Origin of the sequence: Wolbachia endosymbiont of Menacanthus eurysternus (genome assembly GCA_029715105.1) — a bacterium.
Classification (GTDB): domain Bacteria; phylum Pseudomonadota; class Alphaproteobacteria; order Rickettsiales; family Anaplasmataceae; genus Wolbachia.
Genome location: CP085695.1, coordinates 677,934 through 699,832, shown reverse-complemented (window position 1 = coordinate 699,832; position 21,899 = coordinate 677,934). Strand labels below are relative to the sequence as shown.

Annotated in this window: 15 protein-coding genes and 1 tRNA gene; 5 read left to right on the top strand and 11 right to left on the bottom strand. The window is 25.3% G+C overall.

The window, feature by feature from the left end:
* Positions 1-94: 94 nt before the first annotated feature.
* Both mtaB and LJI21_02830 read left to right on the top strand, forming a co-directional pair.
* On the top strand, positions 95-1,321 hold the full coding sequence (gene mtaB, locus LJI21_02835) for a tRNA (N(6)-L-threonylcarbamoyladenosine(37)-C(2))-methylthiotransferase MtaB (GenBank protein ID WFW29677.1): 1,227 nt from the start codon (positions 95-97) through the stop codon (positions 1,319-1,321).
* Positions 1,322-1,379: 58 nt separating this feature from the next.
* Positions 1,380-2,186 carry a P44/Msp2 family outer membrane protein gene (locus LJI21_02830; protein WFW29676.1) on the top strand — a complete coding sequence of 269 codons (807 nt, stop codon included), beginning with the start codon at positions 1,380-1,382 and terminating at the stop codon, positions 2,184-2,186.
* Between the two features lie 457 nt (positions 2,187-2,643).
* On the opposite strand, the gene rnc is transcribed toward LJI21_02830, so the two are convergent.
* From rnc to LJI21_02790, 8 genes are all read right to left on the bottom strand, one after another.
* Positions 2,644-3,348, bottom strand: coding sequence for a ribonuclease III (rnc, locus tag LJI21_02825; GenBank protein WFW29675.1), 705 nt, complete (start codon positions 3,346-3,348; stop codon positions 2,644-2,646).
* An 84-nt stretch (positions 3,349-3,432) separates the two neighbouring features.
* A complete protein-coding gene (locus LJI21_02820) occupies positions 3,433-4,464 on the bottom strand; it encodes a quinone-dependent dihydroorotate dehydrogenase (GenBank protein ID WFW29674.1) in 1,032 nt (343 codons plus the stop codon).
* 471 nt (positions 4,465-4,935) lie between these two features.
* Positions 4,936-6,216: a pyruvate dehydrogenase complex dihydrolipoamide acetyltransferase gene (locus tag LJI21_02815; GenBank protein WFW29673.1), complete on the bottom strand. Its 1,281-nt coding sequence runs from the start codon at positions 6,214-6,216 to the stop codon at positions 4,936-4,938.
* 1,154 nt (positions 6,217-7,370) lie between these two features.
* Positions 7,371-9,734 (bottom strand): type VI secretion protein, encoded by a 2,364-nt coding sequence (locus tag LJI21_02810; GenBank protein ID WFW29672.1) that lies wholly within the window; start codon positions 9,732-9,734, stop codon positions 7,371-7,373.
* 26 nt (positions 9,735-9,760) lie between these two features.
* Positions 9,761-10,111 (bottom strand): hypothetical protein, encoded by a 351-nt coding sequence (locus LJI21_02805; protein ID WFW29671.1) that lies wholly within the window; start codon positions 10,109-10,111, stop codon positions 9,761-9,763.
* A 552-nt stretch (positions 10,112-10,663) separates the two neighbouring features.
* Positions 10,664-11,680, bottom strand: coding sequence for a nitronate monooxygenase (locus LJI21_02800; GenBank protein WFW29670.1), 1,017 nt, complete (start codon positions 11,678-11,680; stop codon positions 10,664-10,666).
* A 678-nt stretch (positions 11,681-12,358) separates the two neighbouring features.
* Positions 12,359-12,937 (bottom strand): CvpA family protein, encoded by a 579-nt coding sequence (locus LJI21_02795; protein WFW29669.1) that lies wholly within the window; start codon positions 12,935-12,937, stop codon positions 12,359-12,361.
* Positions 12,938-13,012: 75 nt separating this feature from the next.
* A complete protein-coding gene (locus LJI21_02790; GenBank protein WFW29668.1) occupies positions 13,013-13,603 on the bottom strand; it encodes a riboflavin synthase in 591 nt (196 codons plus the stop codon).
* 1,066 nt (positions 13,604-14,669) lie between these two features.
* Here LJI21_02790 and pheS point away from each other — a divergent pair.
* Positions 14,670-15,713, top strand: a complete 1,044-nt coding sequence (gene pheS, locus LJI21_02785) for a phenylalanine--tRNA ligase subunit alpha (GenBank protein ID WFW29667.1) — start codon at positions 14,670-14,672, stop codon at positions 15,711-15,713.
* A gap of 1,220 nt (positions 15,714-16,933) precedes the next feature.
* Positions 16,934-17,006, top strand: a tRNA-Lys gene (locus LJI21_02780).
* A 611-nt stretch (positions 17,007-17,617) separates the two neighbouring features.
* Here the strand turns inward: LJI21_02780 and LJI21_02775 are convergent.
* On the bottom strand, positions 17,618-18,427 hold the full coding sequence (locus tag LJI21_02775) for a uracil-DNA glycosylase (GenBank protein WFW29981.1): 810 nt from the start codon (positions 18,425-18,427) through the stop codon (positions 17,618-17,620).
* Positions 18,417-18,965 carry a peptide deformylase gene (def, locus tag LJI21_02770; protein WFW29666.1) on the bottom strand — a complete coding sequence of 183 codons (549 nt, stop codon included), beginning with the start codon at positions 18,963-18,965 and terminating at the stop codon, positions 18,417-18,419. Before def ends, LJI21_02775 begins: the two co-directional genes overlap by 11 nt.
* 61 nt (positions 18,966-19,026) lie before the next feature.
* On the opposite strand from def, the gene ftsA reads away from it, so the two are divergent.
* Positions 19,027-20,358 (top strand): cell division protein FtsA, encoded by a 1,332-nt coding sequence (gene ftsA, locus LJI21_02765; protein WFW29665.1) that lies wholly within the window; start codon positions 19,027-19,029, stop codon positions 20,356-20,358.
* Between the two features lie 946 nt (positions 20,359-21,304).
* Here the strand turns inward: ftsA and petA are convergent.
* Positions 21,305-21,886: a ubiquinol-cytochrome c reductase iron-sulfur subunit gene (gene petA / locus LJI21_02760; GenBank protein ID WFW29664.1), complete on the bottom strand. Its 582-nt coding sequence runs from the start codon at positions 21,884-21,886 to the stop codon at positions 21,305-21,307.
* Positions 21,887-21,899: the final 13 nt, after the last annotated feature.

Sequence of the window (21,899 nt, the reverse complement as noted above, 5' to 3'; positions counted from 1 at the left end):
GTGTTTATGCAGTTTTATCTTAATAAAAGTTTATTTGTGAATGTTTAATATTTTATAATCGAATTTAATATTATAAATAGAAAAGTTTTATAGAATGAATGAAATAGTTACATTTGGATGTCGTCTGAATCTTTACGAGAGTGAATTAATTAGAGGAATATTGAAAAAAGCGGGGAAAAAGAATGTTGTTGTAGTACACAGCTGTGCTGTTACAAATGAAGCAGAGCGACAAGTAAAACAAAAAATATGTAAAATTCACAAGAACAATCCGAGTAAAGAAATTATTGTAGTTGGGTGCGCAGTTCAATTAAATTCTAGATTATATAGTAATATGCCTGGTGTGAGTAAAGTACTTAATAATCAAGATAAGCTTAAGATTGAAAATTATTTATCAAATGATAACAAAGTGTTAGATAATGATAGTCAAGAAAATAGACATAAATCTATTTTAATTAGTGAATTTCAAGATAAATCAAGAGCATTTATAGGAATTCAAAATGGTTGTAATCATAGTTGTACATTTTGCTCGATTACTAAAGCAAGGGGGGATAGTCGGTCTGTACCAATAAGTAATATTATAGAACAAATTAAGATTTTTATAGCAAATGGATATAAAGAAGTAGTATTTACAGGAGTTGATATTACTGATTTTGGTGTGGATTTATTTGGTAAACCTTCGCTTGGTTTAATGATTAAGAGAGTTTTGAACGATATACCAGAATTGGAGAGACTTAGGCTTTCTTCTATTGATATTGCTGAAGTTGATGATGAATTGGTAGATTTAATAGTTAATGAGTCAAGATTTATGCCACATTTACATTTAAGTTTACAATCTGGTAATAATTTAATCCTTAAAAGGATGAAACGTCGTTATAATAGAGAAAAAGTAATAGAATTTTGTCATAAAATAAGAGAGTTAAGACCTAGTATAGTATTTGGTGCTGATATTATTGTAGGATTTCCAACTGAAACTGATGAAATGTTTCAAGATACTATTGACCTTTTAAAGAAAATAAACATAGTTTATTTGCATGTTTTTCCATATTCAAAAAGAAAAGATACTCCTGCTGCACGAATGCCTCAAGTACCAGAGGATATACGGAGAGAAAGAGTAAAAAGTTTAAGAGAAATAAATAAGAAAATGATAGATGATTTTTATCAGTCTTTGATAGGAACTACACAAAGAGTTTTAGTCGAGAAAAATAATATTGGTAGAGCAGAAAATTTTGCATCAATAAAGCTTCTATCGAGAGTTGACGCTAAAAGCATTGTAGATACCAGTATTATAGGTATGAAGAGTGGTTATTTAATTGGTTTTTAATTTTCTCTTTTTCGTCTATTAACACGTATATTATTTAGTAGTACTAATTTAATTAGTAATGAAAGGATTTATTGTTAAATTAATAATTTTATATATTAGTACATTTTTTATTTACGTTGTTGGTGCGAGTAACATTAGAGATCAGATTTTTATAGATGGATTTATACGTCATGAGTTAAGAAAATGTGATGAAAAGAAGGTTACTCCACTAGAAGATAATAGAGAGCCTAATTTTTACATTAGTACTAATTTTAGTAGAATATATTCTGATAATTTAGAGTTATTTATGAGTTCTGTGAGAGTAATAGGAGAGAAAATTCTTATCCTCATTAAAGGAGGTCATTGCGCTCCTGTAATAAAAAATGTGATTGAAGATGGAATCAGAAATATTGATAAATTTAATGATAAAGTTGATTTTCATTGGATTAATAGTTTATCTTTAGGTTACTATACTACTGCCTTGATAAAAAATAGTTGGATTGATTTTGAAAATGTGTATTTTTGGATTGATACTAATAAAGGTGATAATTCTATAGTAGCATTTGATAGATCAATTAGAATATTTGCATTTTTGTTAAATTTTTATTATAATCCTAATATTATAGATTTGCGATTTACTCCGTATATAGGTTTTGGTATAGGATCAACAGTTTTTGATTTTGAGAGAATTAGTCCTAAATTTAGTAATTTAATACCATTAAATATTGCTTGGTTTATTTATCAATTTAGGCTTGGTGTTAATTATTCAATAGTACCTAGTAGAGTTAAGACCTTTCTAAGTTATCGTTATTTAAGTATTCCAATACCAGTTTTACATAGTATATCAATTCATAATGTTGAGGTTGGTTTAGTGTTTGATTTTTAGTTTTGTTTTGTTCCTATTAATTAGGATCATAATTTTATGAAGTACAAAATAAAAAGAGGAGAATTCTAATTTTTAATAAAGAAATTATAGTTGAAATATTAAATTTTGAAAATCTGTGGTTTTACAAAAAAGATGATCTATAAAGTTATCTTTATTTCTAAAATAAAATAAGAAAAAGTGTTTTTAATATTTGTTTCCTTATAAAAGAAAAAGTTTTGTTTGAGATAAGGGGCTTAAATTATTTAAAAATTTTTATATTATATATGAGAGAGTGTATCTGAAATGAGCTTTTTATTTATATTTTATTTTGATGAAATTTGAATTTGTTTTTCTTTGATTTTTTAAAAAGTTTTGTTATATGTTATAAACATAACCTGTAGTAGAGAAGGTTTTTTATTGAAATATTTATTCGAGTGTAAAACAAATTTTGTTTTAATACTTAAATAAGTATATCAAATTAAATTGATTTTATTGTTACTAATTTTTTTAGCATCAATTCAGCAGCTTTTTGCTCAGCAGCCTTTTTACTAGAGGCGTATGCAGAAATTTTACCGTGATCTTTAATGTAAATTGATATAGTAAATTCAGGATCATGTGCTGGTCCAGTTTTTTTTATAAGTTTATACTCGGGTAGTGGTAATTTGTTTTTTTGAGTCCATTCTTGTAATGATGTTTTAGGATCTTGAGGGGGAATTAGCATGGTTTTAGCTAACTTTTCCCAGTATTTAGTAACGAATTTTTCAACATTTTTAAACCCGCCATCAATATAAATTGCACCTATTAATGCTTCGAGTGCGTTTTCTAATTTTTTTAAGTTATGTTTTTTTTCATTGCAATGTTTATTACTTTTCATAATGATGAAGTTATCTAATTTTATTTTTTTAGCAATATTAGCAATTGTATTACCACAAACTAAGTCTGTTCTTCTTTTTGCTAATGCTCCCTCTTTTTCTTCAGGGAACAGTTTAAATAAGATAGTAGATACAATCATATTTAAAATGCTATCTCCTAGAAATTCCAATCTCTCGTAGTTCTCAGTTTGATTTTTACTATTTTTTTTATTTAAGTTTGGATGGGTTAGTGCTTCTTCTAGAATTGCATCGTTTTTAAATTTATAGTTAATGATTTTAGATATTGTAGTATTATTATTTGTTTTTTTCATTTTATTTTTCAATTTTAAGTTGAAGTATTCGATGGTTTTATAAACAAAATTAGTTCTCTATTTTACTAAAATAAGAGAATCTTATTAAGAGTTACAACCTACTGCTTCACTTATGTTATTTAATCCATCTTTTCTTATTAACTCCGCAAGTTCAAGATTTATTTTATTTATAACCTGAGGTCCTTGGTATATAATGGCAGTGTATAACTGCACTAAAGAAGCTCCTGCTTTTATTTTTTTATATGCATCAGCTCCATTTGAGACTCCACCACATCCCATCAATAGTGTTTTACCTTTAGTAAGCTTATACATATCACTTAATAAGTCAGTTGAGAGTTTAAATAGCAATTTACCACTTAATCCACCAATCTCATTGTGATAAGAATGTAAATTCTTTCTACTGACTGTAGTATTACTTATTATCAAGCCATCTATATTATATTTTAATGTGAGTTCAGCAATGTTTTCTTTTGTTTGTTGGTTTATATCTGGAGATATTTTTAATATTATTGGTGTAAATTTAGAGTTATTAATTGATTGTCTGGTCAAAGTGACAGATTTTAACAATTTTGATAATACATGTTTATTATGTAAGTTACGTAAATTTGGTGTGTTTGGAGATGAAATATTTAGAACTATATAATTACTTTTTCCATATATAATTTTTATTAAATCAATATAATCACCGATTTGATCTTTTGAAGCATTGTTTTTTCCTATATTAATACCGAAAATACAATCATCAAGTTTTGTTTCGTTTATCCGTTTAAGAAAATAATCTATTCCTCTATTATTAAATCCTAATCTATTTATTATTCCTTCATCTTTGATTAGACGGAAAATTCTAGGTTTTTTGTTTCCATACTGAGGGAATTTAGTTACAGTGCCAGCTTCAATAAAGCCAAAACCAAATGATAACATCGGTCTTATGATATCTGCATTTTTATCAAAACCTGCAGCAAGTCCTATAGGACTCCTAAGTTTATTACCAAAGAAATTTATGCTTAAGGATTCTGGTAATTCTATAGGCTTTTTATAAGGTATGTTTTTCAATATGGTAATTATCAAAGAGTGAGCAGTTTCAGGTGAAAGTAGAAATAATAAATTGTGCAGCATTTTACAAAACATTTTCAATTTATTTTTATCATAAAAATGGTGTAGATGTATAACTTTAATGAAAGAAGAAGTTTTAACCTTAGTTTAGTATTGTAAAAATTTTAATAAATTTAACCTTTTATTAAGTAAAATTTTGAGAGAGTGAGTTTTATTAGTTAAAACTTTTATAAAATGGACACGGATTTATTTATGCATTCATTAACTATGTTATAAATTTTATTTTGTATTTTTAATTATATTTAATTATTAATTTAATGTATAAGGATGAGTTTCAACTCTCTTGTATTGTAATTATTATTAGTAGTAACTATAAAATACTAGCTTACCTATTGATTTTTAATTTATGAATTTAAATAATTCAAGTTTATTTTATAAATAAATATGTAAACTTTATAGTTACAAAATATTATTTTAAATATTTATTAGATTTCTACTAAAAGTTTTGGTTTTCTTTTATAGAAGAAAAGATATCTATGTAGCTTCAAGGAGCATTGTTAGAGGATTTTCTATATAATGTTTAAATTCATTTAGGAATTTTGCTCCCAATGTTCCATCTATCAATCTATGATCAATAGAAAGTGTTACTATTATTATTTCTGCTATTTCTATTTTATTATTGATAATAACAGGTTGCTTTTCAGCTGCTCCAATAGCCATAATACATGATTGTGGGGGATTAATTATAGCGCTAAAAGTTTTTATACCAAACATGCCTAAATTAGAAATAGTGAATCCTCCTCCTTGAAATTCTTCAGGTTTTAATTTTCCAGACTTTGCTCTACTTATTAAATCTTTTACTTCTTTTGATATAGATAAAATATTTTTTTTATCAGCATTTTTTATTATTGGAGTGATTAATCCATCTTTAAGAGCTACAGCGATTGAAATATCTATATCTGTATATTTTAAAATTTTATCTCCTATCCAAGAAGAATTCACATCCGGATTTTTTTTTATGCCGAAAGCAACTGCTTTTATGATTAAATCATTAATTGTTACTTTGTTGTTTTTATCTATTGAATTGATTTCGTTTTTAAGTGATATCAATTTATCTACTTGACAGTCTATAGTTAAATAAAAGTGTGGCATATTTTGTTTAGCTTCAACTAGACGTTGTGCTATAGTTCTACGCATATTATTTATTTTAATTATAACATTTTCTCTTAATTTTTCGCGACTTTTAGTTTGTATATTTTTATTTAAAAATTTTAATACATCAGCTTTAATAATACGACCATATGGTCCTGTGCCTTTCAGCTGTTTGATATCTAAGTTTTTATTTTTAGCCATTTTCCTAGCTAGCGGACTTATTTTTATTCTCTCTATTGTTTTAATGTTATTTTTTTCTTTTCCAGATGTTGATGTTATATATTGTGGCGGTATTAGCATTGTTTTGGAGCTGAGTGGTGGTAAAAAATCTGATGATGCTGAAGTATATTTTTCAGTTTTTTTATTAGTCTTAATATCTGTAATATAATCTTGATTAAGTGTACTACTATCTTCTCCGTCTTCTAATATTAGAGCTATTGGCTGATTTACTGGAATATTATTTATTCCCTCTGGTACTAGAATTTTTGCTAAAACTCCTTCATTTATAGATTCGAATTCCATCACAGTTTTATCAGTCTCTATTTCAGCAATTACATCACCTATCTCAACTCTGTCTTGTTCTTTTTTACACCACCTTACAATTTTTCCACCAATTTTACTCATTGTTGGAGAAAGAGAAGGCATTAATATTTCTATTGGCATCTATTATGTAATTAGGAATCTGCTAATTCTGACTTGTTTTTTATTTTATGTCAAATCTAATAATTAAAAATTATTGGTAATTAGAGATTGCTAATAAGATTATTTGTATAAATACTAATTTTTAGAACTGATAATTTCTAATAAGAATGAGTAAAAGGAGCTGAAGTCAATAATTTTATTGTACAATAAAATTATAAATTATTTTAGACTATTATACGTATAATTGGAGTTGGATTATAAAAAGGTTTTAAGAAGAAGGTTTTTAATAAAAGAGAGTAATTTTGGTATCTAAGAATTAAAGAAAAGTTTTAATAAAAGGGGCTTTATTTAAAAAAAGAATTCTTCTCTATTAAAAATGTGGTTTTAAAAGATAGTAAAAAAGGTGGCAAGAAGAAGAGAATTATAAAGAATAATTATTAGATTTTTTGCTAAAAACTTTTTTAAAACTATTTAGTGGGAGTGTTCTTTTAGGTAAACTCTCCTCCCATATTAAATGGGGTAAATTGTAGGTTATGCAGTAATTTTGTTTTATATAAAATTATTTGTTGTTTTGATAAAGTTTTCGTTTTATTTAAAATTTTGTTCTTTTATATATTTTCCTATAGGAATAATATATTAGTAATATTATAATATTAGTTTTCATTGATTTTGTGTTTTATTTTTTTGTTACGTTGCATTTTAATTATTAAATTGTCTTGTAGTTAAAAACTGGGCTTAAATATAATTTAATATAGGTGTTTTATTGGAGTTTCTTTGTTGATAAAAATATATTTGTCGTATATTTTGTTGTCTTGTTCATAGTAACAGTTGGTATTCACGTTTATTTAGATTATTTTGTTTAATTTTGGTAGATTAATTTTTTTATTCATAAGATTTTATAAATTTTAATTTCCTATAGGATTTTTATATGGATTAATAAAATTAATTTTTATTTTATAGATTTGTTTTTCATTTTATTTGTTTTGTTTAAAAAATTTTGTTTTATAGGTTCATTAATTCTAATAACTCTAAAGCATCATTGATGTTAATAAAATTTAAAGATTTTAAAAGTTTATTGCTAACTAAAGTTTAGTGTGTATTTTATACATGTAAATAACTAGAATTTAAAGTTGTAATACAAAAATTACATCTAAAGAAAAGTAATTAAAATAAAACTATGCTTCACATTTCTCATAAAATGCTGGTAACCATTTATTTATTTCTTTACCTTTTTCTTTTATTGTTTTATGCATGCATTTTATAGTATTTTTATTTGCTGAAAGTATATGTATTTCCCTCATATCTTTTAAGTTTAAATTTAAAGTTACTAACTCTTTATACTGTTTTATTAAAAATAAACCTTCTTGTATTGGTGTTTGTAAGATTGTATTTAATTCATCTTTTGATAAAGAAAATGCCTTCATATATAATCTATTTGCATTTAAATTTGGCATTAATATTTTAGTATCGATATGCTTATCAAGATATTGGGTAAATTTACTAGCAAATGCTAAATTTAAGTTTTCAGTACTTAAAATTACCACAACATTTAATTTTGTCATTTTATTCATCCAAATATCAAATTCTTTTTCTGTAGAAAAAATATTACTTATTTCCCATGCTTCATCTAGAACAAGTATTGTTGGTGAGCCATCACATTTTGTTTCGAAAGAGTATAATAAATAGTAAAGTACAACATGCATACATTCTTTTTGTTTTATGAGATTTGACGTGTTAATAGATATAATTTTTGTTTTCCAGTCTATATTAGATTCATTGCCATCTTGAAGCAAATAAGAAAATTCGCCATGACACCATTTACTTATTTCACCACCTAACGGTAAGAGCATTTTAGAAATTCGAGAAATAGAGCGATATTTTCTTGGTATAGAAAATATATAATTTACAGTTTTTTTTATTTTTTTTTCTAGATCTAGAGAATCTATATTATTAGCTATCATTCTTTTAATTAATTCAATTAGCATATTACGATTAGAAATGTTATCTTCGATATTTAGTGGATTAAATTTTAGACTTTTATTTTTGTGTTTTGGATCAATTGTATAATATTTGCCATTTACTACTTTAGTAAAAATTGTTGATTTTCCTGTATTATCTAGAATTACAATTCTAGGGTCAAATTTTCTTGATTCTGATAATAGAAAATTAATTAGAGAAGTTCTGCCTGAATTTTGAGTACCAAGTATAGTAGTATGACCGTTATTTTTTCTTGCATGGAAGTTAAAAAAGTAAGGATTTCCTTTTTTTGAAAAAAAGATAGTTATTGCCTCCTTCCATTTTCCTCCTTTTAATGTACCTGATGTAAAATCATGTAGCATTGCAAAACTGCAAGTGTATTTTTTTAGCATATTTTTCGGTTGTTTAATAAAAACAAAGTTGCCTGGAAGTTGTGCCCAAAAATGATCTTCCATGTGTAAATCAGTTCTAAACATCATTAGACCTACTAGTGACATTATAGTAGATAGATTGTTAATGTTTTTAATTAGTTTTTTTTTATCGTTAGCAAAAATTGTAAAAATAATTTTTTGTTGGCAAAAATTTGCAGAGGAAATTTTTTCTAGTTTTATTGTTTCTTTAATTTCTGAATTTTTAAGTAAAACGTTATCTTCACTAATTTGAAGGATATTGATTTGTTTTTTAAATTCTTTAATTGCCTTATTATTATTGGTGAATATTATTATTTCTGTAATAATAAATTCAGAATCAAGTTGTAAACATTTATTTATATTTTCTAAGGGGATTTCTCGGTACTCTTTTATGCAAAAGATAGAACCAAATTTTTTTTGGTTTTCAAAAACTATTTGAAAAGTATTAAAACCAAAAGCTATTTTCATATTTTTAATGTACTGTGATAGGTCTTTTTCATGTATTAAATAGTTCTTATGAGTTAATGTAGTAATATAATGAAGAAATTCTATCATTTCAGAGTAAATTTTTTTAGATTTACTAATAAATCTCATACCGAGCTTTTTAGCTCCGAAAGGCTTTAAATCATTTTGAATTAAATCAGTTACAATTTGTAATTTTTGGTAGTTTTCTTGTAAAAATAATTTGTGTTGATTTTTAATTCTATTTAAAAAAAATAAGTTGTTAGTTTCTTTGTAAAAATTGCTAAGTAATATTACTATATACAGTTCATTTATATATAGTAGCTTACTATTTAGTTTGTTAAGCCATTCTAGATGTAATTTATCAGAAAAATCTCCAGTTTTGTTCCATTTTAAGTTTAATTTATTAAGTTTTCTGATAGTGTGAATCCAAACTGTGAAGTATAAATTATCATTAATATTTTTTGATATACTATTTCTAATTTCTGTCCTGAGGTCACTACAATTATTAACATAGGAGTAATTTTCTAATTTAATTATTTTTAATAATTCTCCTTGTTTTGTTAGTATAGTTTCTTTGTCGTAATGACAGGCATATGGAATGAAATCTAAATCAATTTTTTCTAAAGTTGCTAGATGGTTGTTAGATTTTTCAAATCTAATGTTAGTTATTGGTGTTTTTTGTTGCATTTTAAGCAAGAGAGTATGGTTTTCTATTATTTTTTCTCTTGTTCAAGTTTTATTTTTATAAAAGCGAATTTTTCTTTTAAGAAATCAGTTGCCTTTTCTGTGTTACCAAATATCATAACTAGTATACTAAATATCATCACCAAAAAGATTAAACTTCTAAATAATATTACAAGTATTACTAAGGTAATACAAATCCTTATGATTGTAGAGGGGTTTATTTCCCTAAAAGTTTCCTCAATTAAAAATGTGGGAATAAGATTTTTTATAGTTACATCATTAACTAGTTCACTTTTAGTTAAATCTGCTTTATTTGAATACGATAGAACTAAGCTCAGTAACATTATAAAAATCAACACTTTATTTAATTGAACACGCATTCAACTAAGCACTTAAACAATAATACGAAAATTATAACAACTTTGATGTTAATAACAAGGAAATTTATTTTGTTTTATTAAAATGAAATACATATATAAAAAGATTTTGGTACTCAATTTGAGTTTCTAAGTGTTAGATTTTTTTAATCTGAGAGTGTAATAAGTAGCTAATTTATAGTTTAATAAAACTATTATTAATTTATTTCATTAAAATTAGTAAAACCGTGTTAAGTATTATGATTTTAATAGATAAACATAGAGAAAAATAATTTTTCCATAGTAGTATTCTATAGAGATTTTTAATTGGATATTTGTTTACAATTTATGATTTATTTTGCTATTTGATGTAGTTGATTATATGTATTTTGTTTAGTTTTATTATAATTATTTGATAAATTGTTTATTTAAGATACTTCGTAGTGTGACAATTTTATAGCTAGTGTATAGGAAATTGGATTTGTTAAAAAGTAATTTGTCTTAATAAATAAGAGAAGATTATTTTAGATTATTACGCCAGGGTTTTTGCTAGTTTTGAGTTTGTATTATTAGATGTTAAGTGTTTTTATTTCTATACCCATTTTTAATGTAGCTGTTTGCTTGTTGAATTAGCATATCTATTACCTCTTTTACAGATTTTTCTCTATCAATCATACCAACACTTTGGCCAGCCATTAAAGATCCTGTTTCAACATCTCCCTCGATGACCGCCCTTCTTAAAGCGCCTGCCCAGAATTTTTCTATTTCAAGTTGTCCATTTTTTTTAGAAATTTGTCCTCTTTGATATTTATCAATAATTTCTTTTTGATGTTTTATAAAATTATCACTAGCCTTATTAACTATTGCTCTTACTGGAAGTACAGGAAAATCAGTACTTATTTGTACAGAAGAACATGCATTACGTGCAACTGATTTAATAAATACCTCCTTAAAATTTTTATGAGCAATTGATTCATTTGTACAGACAAATAAAGTACCTATCTGACAACCGCTTGCTCCCATCTCTAAGTAATTTACTATCATTTCACCCCTTCCTATTCCACCAGCAACAAATACTGGTGTTTTTTCTCTTTTAAAAAAGGGTAATATTTCTTGTGCAAGTACAGAGGTACTGACTGGACCTATATGTCCACCAGCCTCCATTCCTTCTATGATTAGCGCTCCTACTCCTATTTTTACTAATCTTTTTGCAAGGTTTAATGATGGTGCGAAACATATAACTTCAGAGCCTACATTCTTAATTTTTTCTATGTTATCCTTTATTGGTAATCCACCTGCAAAAACTATATGGCTTACTTTTGATTCAATACATACATCTATTAATTGATTTAGATTTGGATGTATAGTGATTAAATTTACGCCGAATGGTTTTTTAGTTAATTTTTGTGTTTCTATAATTTCTTTTTTTAGTAATTCTGGCGACATGGCGCCGCATGCAATTACACCAAAACCGCCAGAGTTTGAAATTGCTGAAACTAAGCTTCTTTCTGAAACCCAGCTCATAGCACCACCCATTATTGCAAATTCACTACCAAGAAAATCTGTTCCTTTTTTCCAGAGATTACTTAACATATATTTATATAATGCATATTTTAAATATTTTTACTATCTATTTAGAATAGCAAAACGCTCTATTGAGAGAAGTTTATAGTCAAAATTTATATATAGATAATTTCTAATAGGATTAAAATTATTCTCCTTTTGTGTATTTTGTTTTGTATTGAAGATATAAAGGCAAAATAAGAATATTAAGATAGGAATTTATGCACCAAATATCAAAATTTAAAATTATAAAGTGTAGTATTATTTTGATTGATTTTAAGAATTGAAAAATTTATTTAAATTTTAAAAGTGAGTAAAAGAGATTTATAAGATAAAAATTTTTAATTATAAGTTTATATTAAGTACTTTGGTTAGATATTTTTTAATTTTCATTAAAAATTGGAATGTACCAATGAAAGTGCTAATGAGTAAGATTTTGAGTCGGATTTTATTTATTCTATAAATTTTATTGCAATCTTATTGTCGACAGTGGTGTAGAAAGTTTTTTAATGGGGGATTGATTATAAAATCAATATCTTTTTACTAAAAGTATGAAGTAATAGTTTATATGAATTATCTAGATTAGATTATTGAGTGTTCAATAATCGATAAAAGTGAAATTTGGAGGTCTATATATTTAGATTAAGATAGCTTTAAGAAGAAAGTGAAATTATAAAAAGTATTAACTTTTTTGTTTACATTATTTCATTAGTTATTTGCTTTTTTTGATTGAATTACTTTTTTACTAATTTCTTCAATTTTTAATATCAATGAATCTGGTATATACATGTTAATTATGTTTTCTATAGATAGAAATACCTGGTAGGAATAGGAGTTTGTTATCCAAGTAGGCAGTGTAGCGCTTAGATCTTCTATTTTTTCAAATTCTTCGTTTCTTTTGTCATATATGGTATAACAATATAAATGTACAGCAAAGAATAGTATGTAGGAAAGCAATATTCCCTTAAAAGCTCCGATAAGAATTCCTGTAGTTCTATCAATCAGATTTAATCTTATTGGTAGTAACATATACATTAAAAAATTGTTTATTATCATAAATATAAGGTTGAGCACGATAAATACGGAAATTGTAGAAAATACATTTTGTGTGATTTTATAGTCAAAGTACTTGCTATAGTTTATAGCAAAAAAATCATAATGATTAAATGTAAAAAAAATAGATAGAGATAAAAATATTAATGCGCATAACTCTTTTATAAATCCTCTAGATATCGATATTATTACGAATATAATAACGATAAAAACAATTATATAATCAAAGATCATATACTAATGTGATTATTTCTCTCTGGGATTTTAGCTACAAATAGTAAATTTGTAAAATTTAATTATGCATAAATATTATTGACATATTAATTGATTTAAATATTTAGAAATCATATCAACTTCTAAATTTAGATAGTCGTTTATTTTTTTATATTGGAATGTCGTATTTTGCCATGTATAAGGAATGATGTTAACGGTGAATTCATAGTTTATAACTGAATTTATTGTTAGAGATACGCCATCTAAAGCTACAGATCCTTTTTCTGCGATAAACTTAATTAGTTTTCGTGGACAAGATAGTTTTATTTCATGAGAATCAGAACTCTGATTTATTGTGAGGATTTGCACTGTTTCGTCGATGTGACCTTGTATTAAATGGCCATCAATTCTATCACTCATTTTTATTGCTTGTTCTAAGTTTATTTTTTCTCCTATTTTCCAACAATTATTTAAATTAGTAATCTTCACAGTGCTTTTGGAAATTTGAGTTATAAATATATCATTAATTACATCGATAACGGTCAGACATATACCAGAACAGGATATTGAATCTCCTTTATATATGGGAGACAAACTTTTTGTTTTAATATAAAAGATCCAATCAGAGTTAGAACAAATCTTAGTATCAACTATAATTCCGATATCTGTAATAATTCCCTTAAACATGGGTTTTAATGAGCAATTTTATCATAGGGATATCTTTTTAAAAGCGATTATTCATTTTAACAAAAGTATAAAGGAAATTTATTCTTGTTCAATAGAATTTTTAATGAGTATAAATAAATATTAATTTAATTAAATACAAATAATGAAAATTTAGATTATTTGTTGTTTTATTAAGTTAGTTTTATGGAATTTTATTCTGATGTAGTTTTGGTTTTAAAATTAATGTGAGAATTATTTATTATTTAATAAACTTTTGTAATTAGAAGTTAAATAAAACGGGAAGTGGTACAAATTTTTAGTAAAAATGTCTCCCCCTCTTTATAGGAATGTTCAAAATATTGAAATAAATTTAAAAATATTAATATCAAAATTTGTGTAATTTGACTATTAAAATGTTTTATCTTAAAATAATATAAGTTATTCAAGAAATTGAAGTTTTATGTACTTTTAAAAGTAATTTAACTAGGATTTTTGTAAATTTGTGTTTATAAAATTTTATAATGTTATATTTATAGGCATCTCTTTAGTAGATTTTAGTATTTTTCAGTTTTTTAATTATTTCTAAATATTTTCATATTTTAGCTCATAAAAGCTAAGTTTGATAATTTAAGCTGTTTTGTTTAAGTTTGAGATTTTATAATATCATTTGTTTATTTTGCATCACCTTAGGTGGTTTGTAGTGTTTATTTTACAAGTTTAATGTTTAGTATTTGAGTACTGAAGTTTTTATAATTAAGATTTAATTTTAATTTTTATAGGAAAATCTTGTAAGTTTATGTAGAATTTTTAGTTTTGCATTAAATCTTAAGGAGAGAGAAATTCTATAAAGAAGTATTAAAATTTAAAGATTTCCTGTTGTTATATCTTTCTATTTTATTTATTTAATAATTGATTTTAATCTAAACTTGTTATATTTTTATTTCTATTATAAAAATAGTTCGTTCCTTTTGAGGAGATAGTGTGTTTTATAAATTTTCTTGTATTTTATTTATATGATGTAAAACATGAAATGTGTAATTAAACGAATGTGATAATTAAAGTAGCTCATATTTATTATATTATTTAAGTGAATAAGGAACAATTTGATAAAATATTCTCAATTGAAGATAAAGCGATTTCTGAGATTAAAAGTGTTTCTTCTTTGAAAGATTTAGAAATAGTTAGATTAGCATATCTTGGAAAGAAAGGTGTTTTTAAAGTTTATTTTGATTATTTAAAAAAAATAGATGATATAAAAAGAAAACGCGATTTAGGTAAAATTATTAATGCTTTATATTTTAAATTAAATCAACTTATAATAGATAAAACAGCTGTATTAAAAGCTGAAAAGATTAATTTTAAGCTCCAGAATGAGTTTGTTGATATTACACTACCATGCAGACCAGAGAGAATTGGTAAAATTCATCCATTGAGTAAGGTTATAAGTGAAGTGAAGCTTATCTTTTCGCATATGGCTTTTAAGGCAGTTGATGGCCCTGAAATTGAAGATGAATTTCATGTGTTTGATGCATTGAATACTCCAAGTTATCATCCTGCACGTGAAAAGCAGGATACTTTTTATTTAAAAAATAAAATAAATGATAAAAGAATGGTATTGCGCACTCATACTTCTTCTGTTCAAATTAGAATTATGGAAAAGACTAAGATTTTTCCTATTAAGATAATAGCTGTGGGTAGAGCATATAGGAATGATTTTGATGCAGTTCATACTCCTATGTTTCATCAGATAGAAGGATTATACATAAATGAGAATGTTAATATGGGTCAGTTAAAGTTTACTATTCATCATTTTCTTAAAAGATTTTTCGAAGATAAAGAATTAAAAATACGTTTTCGTAATAGTTTTTTTCCCTTTACTGAACCTTCTGTAGAGATAGATATAAGTTATAAGGGTAGTAAGTGGATAGAAGTGCTTGGATGTGGTATGGTACACCCAAATGTGTTTCGGAATACTGGTATAGATCATAATAAATATAATGGTTTTGCATTTGGTATTGGTATAGAAAGACTCGCAATGTTGAAATATCAGATTGGTGATTTAAGGAATTTTTATGATAATAAGATTAGTTGGCTTGATCAATATGGTTTTCGTTTTTCGTGTTTAAGGTGAAATTGTTGAATAAAGTTTACTTATTTTACTTATACGTTGATTATGTGGAAGGTTAGAATTTATATAAAATATGAGATATCGCTATCAGGTGGTAATAATTATTTACTATAAAAGTAGCTATTATAATTTTAGTTTATTTCTATTTTATTCATTTCTAATGTTATATTTTATCAAAAGGAATATAGCCTCTCTAAGAGGAGGAATCTTATACGGAAAAAGACCAATAAGTAAGGGTGTAAGATTTTATATTAGAAAATATAATAAAATTATTAGATTAAGAGAATTTTGCAGGAAATAAAATTAATTAAATGGTAAACAAGGAATTTTCCCGCTAAGAACGAAGTAAGTAATATTTTATATAAGGAATTCGTTGTATTAAAATGGATAATGATTTTATTGTTAAATTTTAAGATGTAATAATTGGTGATATCTGAAATTTATTTGAAATAATAATGGTAAGTCATAAATTGACCTTAAAGAGAAATTTTTAAAATATTTAAAATTATTGAATTATTTAGTAAAATGGATTTTAAGAAGCGATATCTTTTTATGGCATAAAAATTAAGATAAGTAACTAAAATTGTTGAATGGTGGTAAATATTATGATGGAAGATTTGTGATTTATAATTTATCTGGCATGGTAAAATATTATAAAAATGAAGAAGGTTCTCCTATAACCGCGGAAATAGCACCTTATCTTGAAATAAGATAGTGAGGTTTTTAGAATAATAAATTTTTCTGAAAAGAAAATATATGAATAGTAAGTTAAGTTAATAAATTTAATTAGTACATGACATAATTTAATATTAGTACATTATTATTAAAAGTATTATTTTGACCAAAATCAATTATTGATTAAGTTTCTCTTTTTATGTTTTTTCATCATGATATAGTTCTATAAATTTATTTATTTTGTGTATTGGTTTCTATTATAAAAAATTTAGGAGATATTAGATTTGAAGGTTGAATTGAAGAGCTAGCAATCAAAATAATACCTTTTGTACTTTATAGTGAAAATTCGTAAAGAGGGATTACGGTAATATGGTATTAAATTAGTAAATTTAAAGAAATTTGTAGTAAGGTTTTTGTAGATTTGTTTGCTTTTAGCATTGAAGAGATAGTAATATAAAAGTAATAGTTTATGGTGTTAAAAATTAAATCTTAATTAAATTAAATAAATTTCTATTTTAATTTAATAAAAGGATATAGAATAAATAAAGGATCCCGTAGCTCAGTTGGTAGAGCAACTGACTTTTAATCAGTGGGTCGCGCGTTCAATTCGCGCCGGGATCATCCTATATTTTGTTTTATATATTTTCTTTTAAATTTTATTGGATTTCTCTCGAGGGGTTCGTGTACTATATAAGTTAGAGTTACTAATTTTATTAGTTATTTTTATTTTAAATTTTTATAAATTGTTAGTTGAAGTTCTCTTTAAAGAAATAAGTTAGCAAGTTTAAGTGTATCTTTATAAAGTAAGTAATTTGTTTTTTAAATTCAATTAGATCAAAATTTAAGAGATAGATTTCTATGTATTTCTGTTTTATTAGAAGTTATATTTTATATATATTGGATATAATTATTTTACGATTGATCGTATAAGTGTACTTGGTAAAATTTTGGTGAGTGTCTTATTAATTTTCTTTTTATAAATACTTCTATTTTTATAATATAAAAATAAATTTTTATGTATTTTAGCAGTAAATTTTACAATTATATTGTTGGTTTTGTGTTGATTTTGACTCTTTTTGTCTATGACAGTTCTTTTACACATATAAATAAAAGGTTCTTTTATTTAAATAGAAGTTTTATTTATAATGAAATTAACATATAACACTTCGGGATTATATTTTATTGATAAATAATCTTAATTGTGATTTTACTAAACAAGTAATATGAATTATCTATACGATGATATCGTGGCACAAGATATAGTCTCTAATTTTTTTTAAATCTTCCCAAGCTAAGCGTTTTTGTGATGGTTGACGAAGTAAATAAGATGGATGAAATATAATGGCTGTAGTAATTGAACGAGATAAATATTGGTTGTTATATGTGTAAAACTTACCACGTAGACTTGATATAGTTTTTGTCTTATCTAACAGACTATAACATGCGATTCCGCCAACTAGAATTAGAATTTGCGGTGAAATTAGCGCAATATGTTTTTCGACGAATGGTTTACAGACATCAAGTTCGAAGTTAGTAGGTTTTCTATTACCAGGTGGACGCCAAAATACCGTGTTACTTATATAAACTTTAGTGCGATCAAGGTTAATTGCATTAAGCATTTTGTCTAACAGCATACCACTTACACCGCAAAATGGTATACCTTGTAGATCTTCATTTATTCCTGGTGCTTCGCCAATGAGCATAATTTTCGCATTTGGATTGCCGTCAGAAAAAATAGTGTTAGTTGCAGTTTTTTTAATTTCACATCCATTAAAAGATAAAATTACATTTTTTAGTTCATCAATACTATTGCATCTACTCGCAAGTTTTTTTGCCTCAATTATCCAATCATTTGATATAACTTGTTGTTTTTTATCTTTTATTTCACTTAGATATGTAGTGTAATCTAATTTTTTTTCGGTATTTATTGTTTGGATATCAATGCTTTTTTTATTTTTTTTTTCTTCTTTATCTTCTATTAGAACAGAATCGATACCCATTTCATGATAAAATTTCAATAATTCTAAATCTTTATTGTTTATGTTCATAGTATTTTTTAAGTTTTTGTGCCTTTTTTATAGCTATATCATATTTTAATTTAGATAAATGTTTAATATATAAGATACCATTTAGGTGGTCTATTTCATGTTGAATACATCTTGCAAGCCAACCGCTAGCCTTTAATGTATGTTCTTTATTATTTAAATCTCTATATTTTACAGTTAAATAATTTAAACGTTTAATTTCGTAGCTTTGTTTTGGTATTGAAAGACATCCTTCTTCAAGAATTACTTGCTCATCAGATGATTCAATAATTCTAGGATTAATCATACAAAATTTTCCGCTTGATTTATATCCTGTCGGAGTGTGTGTAGTAGACTTCAGATGAACAACGTCCATAACAAAAATTCTTTTCAATACCCCAACTTGAACCGCAGCAAGACCGAGACCGTTTGTGTGGTACATAGTATCGAACATATCATTTACTAATTTTTTGATTTCATTGTTTATAATTGTTACTTCATTTGCGCGTGTATTTAATCTTTTATCTGGAGCAATTAAGATCGATAATTTAGACATAAAATTATAACTTTAAGTTTTATTTTTTTTTTTGTCTAGTGTTTAGAAATATAATATTAAAATGTTATTATTTTCTTTGTCTTTAATAAAGAATAAGAAATTATTGAGAGTTATTAAAAATGCTGCAATTTTTATAAATGAGGAGTTAATAATTATGCATTCTGCAGTAATAGTGAAACCAAAAAGAAATGTTTTTGCTGTTTTAGATATAGGAACAACAAAGATTATTTGTTTAGTTGTCAAGATTATTGGGAGTATTAATTATAAAATAGTAGGAATTGGTTACAAAATTTCAGAAGGTATAAATGGGGGGTCAATAACCGATGCGAAATATGCGAATTATTCTGTTCTATCAACTATAGATTTAGCTGAACGAGTTTCAGAAGAAACTATAGATCAGGTGTACATTAATATTGCTGGATGTGGAATTTCATCTTTTTATGTGCACAATGAAGTTATTGCATCTAGTCATGAGATTTCTAATCGGGATATAAAGCGTGTAGTTTTTCAAACTTTTGAAAAATATATTGAGAAAAATGTCATTATTCACAATATACCCATAAAATATCATTTAGATGATATGACAGATATAAAAGAAGTTAGTGGATTGTATGGAAGAAAATTGTCTGTTGATGTTAATGTTGTTACTGCTTCTCGTCCTGCACTTATTAATATTGAAAATTGCATAATTAATAATAGTGGGTTAAGTATGGGAGGTTGTATTGCTTCCTCATATTCTGCAGGTCTTGCTTGTTTAAGTGAAGATGAGAAGGAATTTGGAACTGCTATTGTTGATATAGGGGGTGGTTCTACTGCGATTGGAATTTTTAAAAGAGGAAAACTTATATATGCGGATAGTATTCCAATTGGTGGTATTTATATCACTCGAGATATTGCTTATGGACTTTGTATAAATATAGAACATGCAGAGCGTATGAAAATATTATATGGTAATACTATTATAACTTCAATAGATAAAGACGAATATATTGCAATTCAAAGTAATGAAAGCAATGAGTCTATACAAGTACTTAAATCTGAACTTGTTAACATTATAAGACCTAGAATTGAGGAAATACTTGAGCTAGTAAAAGAGCAATTTTATGAGCAAAAAGACACAATTAATAAGGTAGTAATAACGGGAGGAACTAGTCAGCTTTTAAGTATGAAGGAGATTGCAAGCTATGTATTTAACAAGCAAGTTCGTATTGGATATCCTAAATCATGTAATGGCCTTGATACTGAATACAGCAAGAATCCTGTGTTTTCTGCTGTTATAGGTTCTATAAGATTAATAATTGATACTTTTTATGGGAAAAGCTCTGAAGTGTTTGGTCAGGATAGCAAATTAAGTAAGTTATATCATTGGGTGAAATCAAAAGTTTTAACTTAAAATGAGTTCTATAGTTTTGGTTATATATCAGGTTATTATATATAATAATATTATTATTTGGCAAGATTATTTATTTTGTTTCGTTTTAAAATGCATGACTTATTTGTAGTATATTCTATAATATAGAGTCTATAAAACTAAAATTATTTATTTTATATTTTTGTTTACAATGAGTAATGTTTCTCACAAAATCTTACATTTTTGATATTTAGGAAATTATTTGATTCTTAATTTTTATTAACAATTATTTTATAATTTAAAATAGATTTTATTACTTTTTACTTTACATTTTGTTAAATGCTTGTTAACTTTTGATGTTTTAATTTTAAATTCTTAAATTACATTCAAGATTAAAGTGTTTTAAACTTTTTATTTATTTGCACTTTGTAAAAGTGTTCTAGAGTTTGATCTGATTTTTGTCTATATTTTACTTTAATTTCGTTTAATTTTATTGTAGTAATTTGCTCATAAGTGCATATGAATTTTCTAGTATTTTTAATTTACTATCATATTTTACACGATCATTAGAAGAGGTTAGTGATTGTAATTGAATAATCTTTTTATCAATTTTCACGATTAAGCCTTATTAAGATTTGTTTTATATTTTATATTTTATTCTTATCTTTACGTAAGGTTTTGTCTAGATTTTTTTAGTTAAAATAGCATAATATTATAATAGAAGATGATAGTTTGTTTATTATATATAAAAAGTTAAGGGGTTAAAAATAATATTTATGGTTTTAACTGTTAGTGAGACTTTGATAGACAGATATAATTATAGTAAAAGTAAATTAGGTTATAATTTAGGAGATTTTATAAAACTATAAAAATAAAACAGTTCATTATGTATTTTATATATTTCGTGTGTTAGGTTATTTCTCTTTTTCTTTTACGATTTTCTAAATTTTTTTTAAGTAAAATAAGTAAAGATATTATGGGTAAAGTATCAGGATTTTTTGCCGATTATTACAATGTTTTCATTTAAAAAGAAATAGTCAGGTATAGCCATATTTTTTGGTGCTGGTCCTCCAATAACTCGTCCCGATGCATCATAATATGATCCGTGACAAGGACAAAACCAACCGTTGCCGTCTTTTGTAACATAATTAACTGGTACACATCCAAGGTGAGTACATATTCCAATCATAATTAACCATTCTTCTTTTCCCTTATGCACTCTTTGTTCGTCTGATTGAGGATCTCGTAAATTTTTTATATCGATTGCTCTTGATGTTTCAATTTCTTGTTTTGTACGTTTACGAATGAATACTGGCTTACCACGCCATTTTACTTTTTTTGCTTGTCCTTCTTGGATATCAGTTAGATTAACTTCAACGGTGGATGCCGCTAAAATTTCAGCGGAAGGACTCATAGATTTAATTAGTGGCCAAAGTCCACCTATGACTCCTATACCAGTCATAGCGCACGTAGTTAACGTTATGAAATCCCTCCTACTTTTATTTTTAGTGGTATCCTTATTTTGAGATTTTCTTTTAGTTTTTTTAGCTATTAAAAGTTTTTTATTCATTTTTCTGTTTTGT

Excerpts from the sequence above, each read along its gene's own strand:
- def (WFW29666.1), bottom strand. The coding sequence starts at position 18,965 with ATGTCTAAATTATCGATCTTAATTGCTCCAGATAAAAGATTAAATACA.
- rnc (WFW29675.1), bottom strand. The coding sequence starts at position 3,348 with ATGAAAAAAACAAATAATAATACTACAATATCTAAAATCATTAACTAT.
- LJI21_02810 (WFW29672.1), bottom strand. The coding sequence starts at position 9,734 with ATGCAACAAAAAACACCAATAACTAACATTAGATTTGAAAAATCTAAC.
- LJI21_02805 (WFW29671.1), bottom strand. The coding sequence starts at position 10,111 with ATGCGTGTTCAATTAAATAAAGTGTTGATTTTTATAATGTTACTGAGC.
- LJI21_02790 (WFW29668.1), bottom strand. The coding sequence starts at position 13,603 with ATGTTTAAGGGAATTATTACAGATATCGGAATTATAGTTGATACTAAG.
- LJI21_02795 (WFW29669.1), bottom strand. The coding sequence starts at position 12,937 with ATGATCTTTGATTATATAATTGTTTTTATCGTTATTATATTCGTAATA.
- mtaB (WFW29677.1), top strand. The coding sequence starts at position 95 with ATGAATGAAATAGTTACATTTGGATGTCGTCTGAATCTTTACGAGAGT.
- LJI21_02830 (WFW29676.1), top strand. The coding sequence starts at position 1,380 with ATGAAAGGATTTATTGTTAAATTAATAATTTTATATATTAGTACATTT.
- LJI21_02820 (WFW29674.1), bottom strand. The coding sequence starts at position 4,464 with ATGCTGCACAATTTATTATTTCTACTTTCACCTGAAACTGCTCACTCT.
- LJI21_02800 (WFW29670.1), bottom strand. The coding sequence starts at position 11,680 with ATGTTAAGTAATCTCTGGAAAAAAGGAACAGATTTTCTTGGTAGTGAA.
- ftsA (WFW29665.1), top strand. The coding sequence starts at position 19,027 with ATGTTATTATTTTCTTTGTCTTTAATAAAGAATAAGAAATTATTGAGA.
- LJI21_02815 (WFW29673.1), bottom strand. The coding sequence starts at position 6,216 with ATGCCAATAGAAATATTAATGCCTTCTCTTTCTCCAACAATGAGTAAA.
- petA (WFW29664.1), bottom strand. The coding sequence starts at position 21,886 with ATGAATAAAAAACTTTTAATAGCTAAAAAAACTAAAAGAAAATCTCAA.